The following is a 12482-nucleotide window of genomic DNA, read 5'->3' on the forward strand; positions in this document are numbered from 1 at the left end:
TGCTTCCTCACTTGCTTACTTGGCTTTCCAGACCGGCTCGCGCTTCTGCGCGAACGCCAACGGTCCTTCTTTGGCGTCGTCGGTCTTCAACAGTGTCGAGAACTCGCCGAACGTCTGCTTCCAGAACGGCTCGTCGGCGGTTACCACGCCCTCGACCGCCCCGTAGGACACCCGCTTGCTGGCCTGCACGGCCAACGGCGCGTTGCAGGTGATGCGCTCGGCCAACGCCAGCGCGGCATCGAGTTCGGTCCCGTCGGCGGCCACCTGGTTGATCAGACCCCAACGCAGCGCCTCGGCCGAGGTGATCGGCTCCCCGGTATAGATCAGCTCCAGCGCGACCTTGCGCGGCAACTGCTCGACGATCCGGAACACGCCGCCGGCGCCGGCGATCAACCCTCGCTTGACCTCGGGCAGACCGAATTTCGCGCCCTCACCGGCTACCACGAGGTCGCTGGCCAGCGCCAGCTCGGTGCCGCCGCCCAGTGCGGTGCCGTTGACCGCCGCGATGGTCGGCTTGTCGATGAAGTGGCGCACGTAGCCGGCGAAACCCCATTCGGGGTGATCAGGGTGAAAGAGGTTCTCGCCTCGGGAGATCGCCTTGAGGTCGGCGCCGGCACAGAACGACTTGTCGCCCGAACCGGTCAGCACGACCGCGCGGATCTCCGGATCGTCCTGCGCGGCCTGCAGTGCGTCACCCACACCGATGCTCACCGACATGTTGACCGCATTGCGGGCCTCGGGTCGGTTGATGGTGATGACCAGGATGTTGCCGCGCTTCTCGGTGAGCGCGCCCGGCTGCTCGGTCGTCACAGCAATTCCAGGATGGTCGCGTTGGCCTGGCCGCCGCCCTCACACATGGTCTGTAGGCCGTACTGAATGTTGTTGTCGCGCATGTGGTAGAGCAAAGTGGTCAGGATACGGGCGCCGGAGCCCCCGAGCGGGTGACCCAGCGCGATCGCGCCACCGTTGGGATTGAGCTTGCTCTCGTCGGCCCCGATGTCCTTCAGCCAGGCCATCGGCACCGGCGCAAAGGCCTCGTTGACCTCGAAGGCGCCGATCTGGTCCAGGCTCAGGCCGGACTTGGCCAACGCCTTCTGGGTGGCCGGGATCGGCGCGGTCAGCATGATGACCGGGTCGGCCCCGGCCAGCACCGCGGTGTGCACCTTGGCCAACGGCTTGAGGCCGAGCTCCTTGGCTTTCTCCGCCGTCATCAGCAGCAGCGCGGCCGAACCGTCGGAAATCTGGCTGGAGTTGCCGGCGTGTATCACACCGTCCTCTTTGAACGCGGGCTTGATGTTGGCCATCGACTCGACGGTGCCGCCGCGGCGGATGCCGCCGTCTTCGAGCACCACGGTGTCGTTGCCGTCGGCGTCCTTGGTCTTGATCCCGACGATCTGATCCTTGAAAGCGCCGGAATCCTGTGCGGCGGCGGCTTTCTCGTGCGATCCCAGGGAGAACTCGTCGAGCTCGGTGCGGGACAGACCCCACTGCTCGGCGATCATCTCGGCGCCGATGCCCTGGTTGGGGGTCTGGCTGTAGCGGGCCTTGAACGACTCGCCGTAGGGGTTGCCGCCATTGGCCAGCGAGGACCCCATCGGGGTGCGCGACATGGACTCCACCCCGCCGGCGACGACGACGTCGTAATGACCGGCCACCACGCCCGCGACGGCGAAGTGCAGCGACTGCTGGCTGGAGCCGCACTGGCGGTCGACGGTGACGCCGGGCACGGTCTCGGGCCAGCCCGCGGAGAGCACTGCGGTGCGCGCGATGTCGAGTGCCTGTTCACCGGCCTGCATGACACAACCCCAGATCACGTCGTCGACGAGGCCGGGGTCGACTCCGGCGCGCTCCACCAGACCGCTGAGGACCTGGGCCGACAGCTCCGCGGGGTGAATTCCCGACAGCGCACCGTTGCGTTTGCCGACGGGAGAGCGGACAGCCTCGACGATGACGGCTTCAGCCATGGGAATTGTCTCCTTCAAGCGTGTAAGAACGTTTTCCCCGAAACTAGACAAACAAGGTTTACTAAGTCAACCTGCTCTGGGAGGCTGGCGCCGCCACCGTTGTCGGCCCAGTCGTCCACCGAGATGGTTTACTGAGTTGTACAGCTCAGCTGGACATTTCAGGTGCACGTTTGGCGTAGGGAGTGGATGTGACGCGAAGCACTCGGCTGGCCCCGATGATCGGGTCCGAGGCGGCCGGTGCGGGCTCGGTCGTCCGGTCCCCCAAGACCGCGGAGCTGGTCGCCGGAACACTGCGGCGCATGGTGGTCGACGGTCAACTCAAGGACGGCGACTTCCTGCCCAACGAGGCCGAGCTGATGGCGCATTTCGGGGTCAGTCGACCCACCCTGCGCGAAGCGGTGCGGGTGCTGGAGTCCGAGCGCCTCGTCGAGGTGCGCCGTGGTTCGCGCACCGGCGCGCGGGTGCGGGTGCCCGGCCCGGAGGTGGTGGCGCGTCCCGCAGGTCTGCTGCTGGAGTTGTCCGGCGCGACGATCGCCGACCTGTTGACCGCGAAGTCCGGTATCGAACCGATGGCGGCCCGGTTGCTGGCCGAGTCTGGATCCGCCGAGGCGTTCGACGAGCTCGAGGAGATGCTCGCGGCCCTGATCACCGAGGGCTGGCGCTCCGAGAGGCTGGCCGAGACCACCGGCGCCTTCCACCTGCGGGTGGTGCAGCTGTCGGGCAATGCGACGCTGAGCATCGTCGCCGGCATGCTGCACGAGATCACGGTGCGCCACACCGCCTTCGTGTTCAAGGAGCGTCGGCCGGTCTCGAAGGCCGACTACGGCACGCTGATGCGCTCCTACCGCCGCTTGATGCAGTATCTGCGCGCCGGCGATGCGGCCGGCGCCGAAACTCATTGGCGTAAGCACCTCGACAAGACCCGCGAGCTGTTGCTGGCCGGGCTGGAGAGCGTGTCGATCCGCGACGTGATGGGCTGACACGCCTCAGGGGGAGGCGGCGGCGTCCTTCTGCCAGGTGACGTGCACCGGGACGGTGTCGTCCCAGGGCTGGCGGGTGACCATGTCGGCAACCATGACGTAGCCGCGTTCGAACTCGCCGGTGGCAGCGTCGACCAGACGGTATTCCTGACGCTGCCGGTGGATGGGTTGAGCGTCGAGCAGCAGCACCCGCACCTCGCCGGGCTCAAACCGGCAGCGCTTCTGCAGCGCCGCGATCAACTGCTCGTTGTGCATGTGCCCGTCGCCGAAGTTCCAGCCGATGGCGGTACTGCAGATCCGTTCGCCGTCGGTGAGCACGTAGTCGGCCTCATTGTGACCGGCCATCGCGCGGTGGGCGAGGGTGAACATCGCCCGGCCGTGGGTGTTGAACGACCGGAACGCATAGCCCATGTACTGGTAGACCTCGGCAATCTCCTTGCTGCCGTAGAACTTCTCCATCTGCGCGGCGGGCATGCTGGCGATGGCCACGATGCCGTCGGTGATCTTCTGCGCCGCCGACGGTTTGACACACCACAGCGAGGTGTCCCAGTTGCCGGCGTAGTAGCGCATGCCGGGCAGGAAGGACACCTTGCGGGGGAACAGGTTTCCCAGCACGACGGTTCCGGCGACGACGGCGAAGAGCACCAGCGGCCACGGCGATTGCAGATCGGCCAGACCGATTTCGGCGTTGCCGACGAACAGCGCCAGGACGCTGAACATCATGAATACATTCCATTCCAGCGGCACCCCCATCGGGATCGCCGACAGGATGCCGAAGTGGAAGACCAGCATCACGAACGCCGCGACGACCATGGCCCACCCGCCGTGGGAGAAGAACAGCACCAGCGGAACCAGCATCTCGATCGCCGTCGAGAAGTGCGCCAGCACGCGCGAGGCGCGGCCCGGCCGCAGATCGTCGGGGAAGCGCTCGAAGAACTTGCGCTTGATCCAGCGCGGTCGGATCACCGGGTTGTTGCTCATCATCGTGGAGATGACGAACGGGAAGTGTTTGTTGAGCTTCGAGGTCGCCGCGCCCATCCAGATCACCAGGCACACCAGTTTGGCGGCGATGACGATGTCGGCGCCGCTGAACAGGAAACACACCGCCAGCGATCCGTAGACCTCGCCGCGCGCAGCCAGGAAGATCACCTTGTCGCGCAGCCCGGCCACCGCGAGCACCGTCAGAATGGCTGCGGTCTGCCACACCGGCAGTACACCGACCTCGGAGCCCAGTTCGGGGATCGGACCGGTGCCGTCGGAGAACAATGCCACCACCAGCAGCACCAGCAGTGCGGCGTAGAGCAGGACGTCCACCGGGGTCCGGGTGTCGCCGGCGGTCAGCGGGATGCGGCCGGGCCACGGTGGCAGCCTGATCGTGTTGGGCCGCAACCAGTACAGGATCGAGCCCATCGGCGGGAAGAACCGGTTGTTCAGCGGTCCGAAACCGCAGCCGAGGCCGACGACCTCGAACAGCATCGTGTAGAAGACGACTTTCTGGTAGACGATCGGCTCGTGATACCAGTCGGTGACGTTGGTGAACCCATCGATCCCGGTGGTGGTCAGCACCACCAACCACGCGCCCAGCACGTACAGCAAGATCTTCACGACGTAGAACAGGTGCATCACCACCGGAGTGCCGAAGCCCACCTCGGCCCAATGCCGGGCCATCGGGACGATGCGTTCGGCGCGGCTGCCCTTGCTCCATTCCGCGTAGTCGACGACGGGCGCGTCCTGTTTGAGAAACCCCATGCCGGTCAGACTAGAACGTGTTCCAGTTTCCGCTATGCCGATTGTGCCGTTTCATCCGAGACACGCCGGGCGCGGCGGATGAAACCGCACGTTCGCCGGACTACGCGGTGGTCTTGGCCGGGGGGCGATAGAAGATCACCAGCTGGCCGATGCCACCGGCCAGGCCCAGCACCGCCGCGATCAGCAGACCCCACCAGCCGAACAGGAAGTCGTAGAACGCGGTCCCGGAGAACAACAGGTAGTCCAAGCTGAGCCTCCCCGCGCCGAGGGTCGCCACCGCCAGCGCCGAAACGGCCAACACCAGGTTGTACTCCCAGCCCTCCTTGACGATGAAGAATCCGTTGGGCTTGTGCACGGTCCACGCCGCGACCAGCATCAGCGCCACAAACCCGGCGGCCGGCACCGGGGTCAGCAAACCGACCGCCAGCCCGATACCCGCGGCCATCTCGGTGGTCGCGGCCACCCGGGCGTGGAACATGCCCGGCTTCATCCCCATGCTGTCGAACCAGCCGGCGGTGCCCTTGAGCCCGCCCTTGCCGAAGAACTTGTTGTAACCGTGCGCGGCCATGGTCAGACCAAGGACAACGCGCAGGATCAATACTCCAACGTCATAGGCAGTCATGTAACAGAACTTAGAACATCTGTCACGCGCCGCGCAGCCCCACCTAGCCCCCGGCGGGTACCCAGTTGCCGTGGAAGCCGGCCGGCACCCGGTGCGGCAGTTCGATGGCGGCGACGTCGTCGAGGGTCTGGGCGTCCAGGATCGCCAGCTCGCTGCGATCGGTGGTGCGGTCGTAGATGTATCCCATCAGCACGCCGTCGTCCTCGTCGGCATCGGGGCTCGACGGGTGGAAGACGAACTCGCTCATGGCCTTCTGCTCGCCGAAGCACCGCGCGGCGTGGTTGCGACCGACGAAGTCGTGCTTGAGCAGCGCGTCACCGGGCTGACCTTCGATACCGAACGCAGCGGTATAGCCGTAGCGGTGACGCTTGCCCACCAGACGCTCGTCGATGCGGGGAAACTCCTGCCCTCGGTCGTCCAACCGCGTTTCACGCACCTTGCCGTCGGCCAGGTCCACGGTCCAGCGCTCGAGGGTGGGCGGGCCCTCGTTGGGGCCGCGCCGGTCGGTGTCGAACATCTTGGGATGTCGGATGACGTCGAGCACCACGGTGTCACCGTCGTCGTAGGCGTTGAGGGGATGAAAGACGTAGCAAGGCTCCACGTCGAACCAGCGGACGTCGGCGTTGCCGCCCGAGCGCGGCATCACCCCGACACGGGCCGGGTAGCGCGGGTTCCAAGAGTACGGGAAGCGTCGATCGGCCGGGTCACCGGCGGGCAGCCGGGCTGCGATCGGGTCTGGCACGCGCACGCGTCCGATCAACGCCGACAACACGATTCGTGCGGGCAGCCGAAGCGCGCGGGGCACCGTCATCGACACCGCCTGGCGGGCGTCGAAGGTGACCGGCAGGTCGTAGAACACCACGTGGTTTTCGGTCAGCGAGAAGTCGTGCATCATCGGGCTGCCGCCGACCTCGACGTCGACGGTTCTGCGTGCCCGCCCGTCGGTGCCGATGACCGAGTACTGCACCGTGTTGCCGCGCTGCATGCTGTAGGACACCGCGTGCAACTCGCCGGTGACGGGGTCGCGTTTGGGGTGGGCGGTGTAGCCCCCGGTCAGCGTGCCATCGAAGTCGCACACCCCGACGGTGTCGAGTTCGTCGGTCAGTTCGTAGTTGGCGATCCCGCCCTCGACCAGCGCGAGCGTCTTGCCGGCGTGACCGATGACGTTGGTGTTGGCGCCGATCGAGGACGCCCCGAAATGGCCGGTCGGCGCCGGCTCACCGAGTATCTCGGACACCAACGGACTGCGGACCCACCGGTTGCGGTACCACTGCGCGCGGCCGTCGCGCAGCCGGATGCCGTGCACCATCCCGTCGCCGATGAACCAGTGATAGAGCTCGGGGTCGACCTCGCCCACCGGGTTGGGACCGTTGCGTAGGTAGCGACCGTCGAGGTGTTCGGGGATCTGCCCCCGCACCGTCAGGTCGGTCAGGGTGAATTCTTCGGTCAGTGGCGCGAACGCGCCCTCCAGATAGCGGTTGCTCATCGCGGACCCTTCTATAACGCTGTTATTGATCTAGGTATAACAGCGTTATGGCACGATGGCAAGGGTGAGCGCGCCACGAGAATCGTTGATTGCCGCCGGAGTCGATCTGCTCGAGCTCGAGGGTGTCGCCGCACTCAGCGCCCGCAGCGTCGCCGGACGGGCCGGCACCTCGACGATGGCCGTCTACACCCACTTCGGCGGGATGACCGGCCTGCTCGACGCGATCGCCGGCGAGGTGTTCACCCGGTTCGCCCGGGCGCTGACCGAGGGCCCGGTGACCGAGGACCCGGTGGCCGATTTCCTGCGGATGGGGCTGGCCTACTACCGCTTCGCGCTGGCACACCCGCAGCGCTACCAATTCATGTTCGGACCCTCCACGCCGACGTCGATCGCAGCTCACCGCAGCGACCTGACCGCGACCGGCAGCAGCACCGACCGCGCCGAGTGGGCCGCCTCGTTCGGCGCACTGCGGACCGCCGTGGAGCGGATGATGGCGGCGGGACGGATCCGCGACGACGACGCGCTGGCCGTGGCCGGACGGCTGTGGAGCCTCAATCACGGCGCGGTGACGCTCGAGCTCGCCGGCTTCTTCGGACAGGAGGGCCGCGGCGTCACCCACATCCTCAGACCGTTGATCGTCGACACGCTGGTAGGGATGGGTGATGACCGGGATGCGGTCAACCGCTCACTGCAGGCGGCGGCCACGCTTGCCGAACCATGACAGCCGCCCCAGAGACCGCGTCAGCGCGATGCCGGCTCAGCACGACAGTGCACGGGTGAGCCGATCGAGGTAGCTGTCGATATCGCCGATGGCCGACTGGGCGGCGTGCACACTGACCACCACGGTGTCCCCGATGCCGTGCACGCCGTGGGTGATGCCCATCATCGGAGACAGTGTGGGGAAGCCGGCGGTCAGCGTGACCGCGGCTGCGCCGAACCTCAGATCCTTCGCGCCGCGGTTGACGCTGGAGACCACCGTGTTGCCGGTGACGGTCGCCGACCGCAATTGTGGGTCGAATTGCCTGACACCCCAACGCAGTAGGGGTGCCGGCAGCGCTGCAAACGCTGCCGCTTCGGCGCGCATCGCCGGGTGCGCGGCACGCCGGCGCCGCTGCTGCAGTTCGGCGGCGATGGCCCGAGCCCGGGGCGCGGCGGCCAGGTCCGGATACAGTCCGACGCCGACGTTGCCGAAGTGGTTGTTCGCCGCGCGGGGGCCGGGCTTGGCCATCGGCACCTCGGCACCCAACGCGGACGGATCGTCGCCGAGCTCGCGAAGGTGACCGGACAGCGCCTCCGAGACCGCGACCAGCGCGCCGACCGTCACCGTCGGGCCCGCGAGCTGGGCTCGTCGACACACCACGGTGCGCAGCCCCCGGGTACCCGATGGGCGGGTGTTGCTGCGCAGCACCGGCCGCGAATCCGCCTGCGCCGGAACCAATCCGGCGGTCGTGTCGCGCACCAGCCGGCGGTGGGCGCGGGCCGCACGAAAAGCCCGCAGGGGCAGCGACGCCGATGTCACCGTCGACTCTGCCACGGCGGGGACGTCGCCCGGGCGCCCGAACAGATATGCCGCCAGCGCCGAGGAACGTACCCCGTCGCTGAGTGCGTGACAGATCTGCAACACCGCAACTGTCCCCTCCCCTACGCCCGGTACGTCGTCGATTTTCGGGAAAATGTGTAACCGCCAGGTGATTTCGCGGGCGTCGAGCTGGTCGGCGCCCAGCGCGGTGACCGCATCCAGGCACCGCTGCCAGCCGGGTTCGGAAAGTTCGTGCACCACGATCTGGTCAGCGCCGAGGTCGCGTGGCGCCCATCCCGGGTAGCTCCAGGAGTTGCTGTCGTCAACCCGCAAACCGAACTCGGGACAGGCCCGCGCCCGACTGCGGATCGTGGTGAGGACCGAACCCAGATCCGGGGCGCGCCCGTCGAACGCATACAGCAGGAACTGGTCATCGGGCACCGACGCCGACATCCAGTACGTCTGCGCGTCGACCGCGGCGAGCCGGCGCACTGTCATGGTGGCCACGTTAGGCTGTGGCACGTGTCGCTGTTGCCTCCTGTCCGGAAAACAGCAGCGGCGCTGATCACCGGTGCGTCCTCGGGAATCGGCGAACACATCGCCCGCGAGCTCAGCAGACGCGGCTACCCCGTCCTTCTGGTCGCCCGCCCGTCCGACCGGCTGCACGCGTTGGCCCGGACTCTGGGCCCGACGGCCCACCCGCTCCCGGCAGACCTGACCGACCCGACGGCCCGGGCCGCACTTCCGACCCGGGCCGCCGAGCTCGGCCTCGAGGTCGACATCCTGGTCAACAACGCCGGTGCGGCCAACCTCGGCCGGGTCGCGGACGTGGCAGTGGCCGACGAGCTGGCGCTGGTGGAACTCGACGTCTGCGCGGTGGTGGACCTGTGTGGTCGATTCGTGCCGGGCATGGTGGCGCGGCGGCGCGGCGCGGTGCTCAACGTGGCATCGGTGGGCGCATTCGGACCTGTACCGTTCCAGGCGTCCTACGGCGCGGCCAAGGCGTTCGTGCTGTCCTACAGCGAGGCGCTGCGTGAGGAGTTGCGGGCCAGCGGGGTGACGGCGTCGGTGGTATGTCCGGGCCCGGTGCGCACCGGATTCGGCGCGCGTGCCGGCATCCCGGACGAGGAAGCCGAGAAGATGCTGCCGAAGTTCCTGTGGCAGCAACCCGAGTCGGTGGCCCGCACCGCCGTCGACGGCCTGGCCCGCGGCCGGGCCGTCATCGTCCCCGGGGCTGCGAACGCCGCCGCGGCGCTGCTCTACCGGCTGGCCCCGCGGCGGGTGCTGCTACCGCTTCTGGCGCGCAGCCACCCTGCACGCCGCACGCTGGGTTAGACCGGGTCGAATTCCGAGATCAGCCAGCGGTCGTCGACCTTCTGCAGCGTCACCCGCACACTCGACGCGGTGTCGGTCGGCGGGTCCTGACCGACGGTGACGGTCTGGTTGACGAACACCAGGACGACCGCCTCGGTGGGATCGGCCGACACCGACGCCGCCGCCGGCACCGACGCCACCGCGGCAATGTTCTGTTCCTTTGCGCCCGGTATCACGACGTCGTTGGTCAACGACGTGTAGGAGTCCCGGAAGTCGCCGGTGAGCAGTTCGCGGGCATCCCCGAGCTGCTGCTCGACTCGGTCGGGGGTATAGGACAGCAGCGCGATCGTGCTGTCCTTGGCGGCTTGCACGGCGGCCATCCCGGCGAGCTCGCTGCTGCGCACCGAGTTGTCCTGCCACTTGAGGAACCCGGCACCCAACGCGAGCACCAGCGCGAGCGCTGGCAGCAACCCGAAGGCGACGACGCGCTTCCCGTCGATGCCGCGCTTGACCGGCCCGGCTGTAACGGCCTCGGGTTCGGCAGCCGCAGGCTCGACGGCCTCGGTGGCCTCAGGCTCGACGGCCCCGGTCTCGGCGGCGTCACTTTCGACGGCGTCAGGTTCGGCAGCCGGGGTCTCGGTCTCGGCGCGGTCTGCTGCGTCGCCCACTGTCGGGTCCTGTTCTGTTTCCGGGATGGCGTTGTCGTCGGGTTCGTTGCTCATGGCACGAAGTCCACTCTCGATACCTTGGCTTCGCCGGCGACCTCTTGCACGGTCAGCCGCATCCGCCAGGCGCGGGGCTGCTGTTCAGGGGCGCCGGCATTGGAGGTGCGGACGGTGACCGCCACCAGTACCGTGCCTTCGTTGTCGCCGTAGGACTCCAGTCCCGCTTCGGCGATCGTGCCCTCCGACTTGGACTGGGCCTGCTTGACGACCTCGACGAATGGCTGGGCGCGCTCCTGGAACTCGTCATAGAACGTCCCTGTAGCGGAGTCCAGGATGCGCTGGACGTCGGCCTCGGCGTTCTCCCAGTCGATGGTGGTCAGGTTCACCGCGCCCTGCCGTCCCACCTGCAGGAACAGGTTGCGCTGCTGCTCCTCGCGATGCGACTCGTAGGTCCGATAGCCCAACCATCCGGTCAGCCCCGTCAACGCGAGCACAGCGACCAGGCCGGCGATCAGCGCCAGCTTGACGTGCGACATCGGCGCCCGTGCGGGCGCCTCGTCAGTAGCCTCCCCGGCAACCTCGTCAGCGGCTCCGTCGTCCTGCACCACATCGTCGCCGGTCGCACCCTCCACAGCGGTCGACTCCTGCTCGGTCGCACCGGAGGGATCCTCGGACGGGGTTCGGTCGGTCTGCTGCGGGTCGGTCCCGGACGTCGACTTCGTCAGTTCCCCGTCGGGGGCAGCAGCATCGTCTGCCATGTTCGCTCCTCTGCGGCACTGTTGGCCAGGTTGGACTGTGTGTACACACGTCCGTCCGGACCAACGTACGTGCCGCTTTCCGGGTCGTATTCGGCGGCCGCCATCGGAGGCGGTACCGCAGCCGGTGGCGGAGGCGGTTGCGCAGGTGATTCACCCGGCGGCAGCTGGGGGACGGCCTGCCCGGACACGGTCGCGTTCGGGTCGCCCTTCCAGTTGTAACCGTCGTTCAACGGCACGTAGTTCTCGTTGCTCTCACACATCTTTACCGTAGGTGCACGTTTGCCGGGCACCGTGACACACGGAAGGTTGCGCGCGCCGCGCACATTGAACGGTCCGTCCTGGGGCACGCGGCAGTACACGTCACCGGCCGGACGGTCGGGATAGTCCTCGAAGATCGCCGACCGCTGCTGCTGGGCCGGCAAGAATCCGGTCGTGCACGGCGGCGGCAGGTTCAGGTTCAGGTTGAATACCAGGTAGTCGCCCATGTAGTCCTGCTTGGTGCCGTTCTTGGGCACACCGACGGCCTGGGTGACCGCCGTGCCCTGCGGCAGCAGCACCAGAAGCTGCTCGAGGCTGGGCTGGTAGGTGACCAGGACCTCACCGACACTGACAAGGTTGGCCAGCACGATCGGCAGGGTGGGCGATAAGCGGTCGAACAGCGCCCGGGTCTCCTCGGCCGCCCCGGGTCCCTTGCTCAGGATGCCCGACACCGCGGCGTCCTGGTCGCGCAGTTGATCGGTGACGCTGGCGAGGTTCGCCGCCCAGGCCTGGATCGAGTCCGAGGTGTCGATCTGCGTGTCGAGGACGGGCTCGATGTCGTCGATCAGCGTGGTCAGCGGGTCCAGGTTCGCTCGCGCATCGATGGCGAGCTTCGACGAGCCGGAGACCAGCCGGCGCAGTTCCGGTCCGAGCCCGCCGACCGCCTGGTAGGCCTCGTCGACCACAGTGCGCAGATTCTCCTGCGGAATGGCCTGCAGCCCTTCGTTGGTCAGTTCGAGCACGGTGTTGACGTCGGGAGGCACCCGCGCCCGATCCTGGGCGATGACGTCGCCGTCGGTCAGGTCGGGACCGCCGGCGCTCTGCGGCAGCAATTGGACGAACTGCTCACCGACTGCGGACTGGCTGCGCACCTCGGCGATCAGATCGGCTGGGATCTTGACGCCGGAATCCAGCGAGAGCTGGGCCTGCACCCCGGTGTCGGTGAGGTGCACACTCTTGACGATGCCGACCTGGGTGCCGCGATAGGTCACGTTGCTGCGCTCGTAGAGTCCGCCCGTCTCGGGCAGTTCGAGGGTCACGTTGTACTGACCGATGCCCACGAGCGCGGGCAGCCGCATGTAGTTGAACACCATGATGCCCAACGCCGTTGCGGCCAGCACCGCGAAGATCGTCAACTGGATCAGCATCTGTCTGGTCAACCGCATG

General features: G+C 67.6%; 12 protein-coding genes. 3 read left to right on the forward strand and 9 right to left on the reverse strand.

What is annotated here, in order from left to right:
- Nucleotides 1–15: 15 nt before the first annotated feature.
- Nucleotides 16–810 carry a crotonase/enoyl-CoA hydratase family protein gene (locus tag KXD98_RS19365; protein ID WP_260759940.1) on the reverse strand — a complete coding sequence of 265 codons (795 nt, stop codon included), beginning with the start codon at nucleotides 808–810 and terminating at the stop codon, nucleotides 16–18.
- Nucleotides 807–1964 carry a thiolase family protein gene (locus KXD98_RS19370; RefSeq protein WP_260759941.1) on the reverse strand — a complete coding sequence of 386 codons (1158 nt, stop codon included), beginning with the start codon at nucleotides 1962–1964 and terminating at the stop codon, nucleotides 807–809. The genes KXD98_RS19365 and KXD98_RS19370 overlap by 4 nt, the downstream gene beginning before the upstream one ends.
- Before the next feature lie 188 nt (nucleotides 1965–2152).
- Between KXD98_RS19370 and KXD98_RS19375 the strand changes: the two genes are divergently transcribed.
- Nucleotides 2153–2944 carry a FadR/GntR family transcriptional regulator gene (locus KXD98_RS19375; protein WP_260759942.1) on the forward strand — a complete coding sequence of 264 codons (792 nt, stop codon included), beginning with the start codon at nucleotides 2153–2155 and terminating at the stop codon, nucleotides 2942–2944.
- 6 nt (nucleotides 2945–2950) lie between these two features.
- Here the strand turns inward: KXD98_RS19375 and KXD98_RS19380 are convergent, their stop codons facing one another.
- The 3 genes from KXD98_RS19380 to KXD98_RS19390 form a co-directional block, all read right to left on the reverse strand.
- The gene (locus tag KXD98_RS19380; RefSeq protein ID WP_260759943.1) at nucleotides 2951–4693 is read right to left on the reverse strand and encodes a DUF3556 domain-containing protein; all 1743 of its coding nucleotides are present in this window, start codon (nucleotides 4691–4693) and stop codon (nucleotides 2951–2953) included.
- Between the two features lie 100 nt (nucleotides 4694–4793).
- The gene (locus KXD98_RS19385; RefSeq protein WP_260759945.1) at nucleotides 4794–5315 is read right to left on the reverse strand and encodes a DoxX family protein; all 522 of its coding nucleotides are present in this window, start codon (nucleotides 5313–5315) and stop codon (nucleotides 4794–4796) included.
- 43 nt (nucleotides 5316–5358) lie between these two features.
- Entirely contained in the window at nucleotides 5359–6801 is a 1443-nt protein-coding gene (locus tag KXD98_RS19390; RefSeq protein ID WP_260759946.1) for a carotenoid oxygenase family protein, read from the reverse strand.
- 64 nt (nucleotides 6802–6865) lie between these two features.
- Between KXD98_RS19390 and KXD98_RS19395 the strand changes: the two genes are divergently transcribed.
- A complete protein-coding gene (locus tag KXD98_RS19395) occupies nucleotides 6866–7522 on the forward strand; it encodes a TetR/AcrR family transcriptional regulator (RefSeq protein WP_260759947.1) in 657 nt (218 codons plus the stop codon).
- A 36-nt stretch (nucleotides 7523–7558) separates the two neighbouring features.
- Here the strand turns inward: KXD98_RS19395 and KXD98_RS19400 are convergent, their stop codons facing one another.
- Nucleotides 7559–8818, reverse strand: coding sequence for a WS/DGAT domain-containing protein (locus KXD98_RS19400; protein ID WP_260759948.1), 1260 nt, complete (start codon nucleotides 8816–8818; stop codon nucleotides 7559–7561).
- Nucleotides 8819–8848: 30 nt separating this feature from the next.
- Between KXD98_RS19400 and KXD98_RS19405 the strand changes: the two genes are divergently transcribed.
- Nucleotides 8849–9655, forward strand: a complete 807-nt coding sequence (locus KXD98_RS19405) for an SDR family NAD(P)-dependent oxidoreductase (protein ID WP_396883256.1) — start codon at nucleotides 8849–8851, stop codon at nucleotides 9653–9655.
- Here KXD98_RS19405 and KXD98_RS19410 read toward each other — a convergent pair.
- From KXD98_RS19410 to KXD98_RS19420, 3 genes are read right to left on the reverse strand one after another with little or no spacing between them, the layout of a single operon-like run.
- Nucleotides 9652–10356 carry a hypothetical protein gene (locus KXD98_RS19410; RefSeq protein ID WP_260759950.1) on the reverse strand — a complete coding sequence of 235 codons (705 nt, stop codon included), beginning with the start codon at nucleotides 10354–10356 and terminating at the stop codon, nucleotides 9652–9654. The genes KXD98_RS19405 and KXD98_RS19410 overlap by 4 nt on opposite strands.
- The gene (locus KXD98_RS19415) at nucleotides 10353–11057 is read right to left on the reverse strand and encodes an Mce protein (protein WP_260759951.1); all 705 of its coding nucleotides are present in this window, start codon (nucleotides 11055–11057) and stop codon (nucleotides 10353–10355) included. The genes KXD98_RS19410 and KXD98_RS19415 overlap by 4 nt, the downstream gene beginning before the upstream one ends.
- Nucleotides 11021–12481, reverse strand: coding sequence for an MCE family protein (locus KXD98_RS19420; RefSeq protein WP_260759952.1), 1461 nt, complete (start codon nucleotides 12479–12481; stop codon nucleotides 11021–11023). The genes KXD98_RS19415 and KXD98_RS19420 overlap by 37 nt, the downstream gene beginning before the upstream one ends.
- Nucleotide 12482: the final 1 nt, after the last annotated feature.

This window comes from Mycobacterium sp. SMC-4, from assembly GCF_025263265.1.
In the GTDB taxonomy this organism is placed as follows: Bacteria; Actinomycetota; Actinomycetes; order Mycobacteriales; family Mycobacteriaceae; genus Mycobacterium.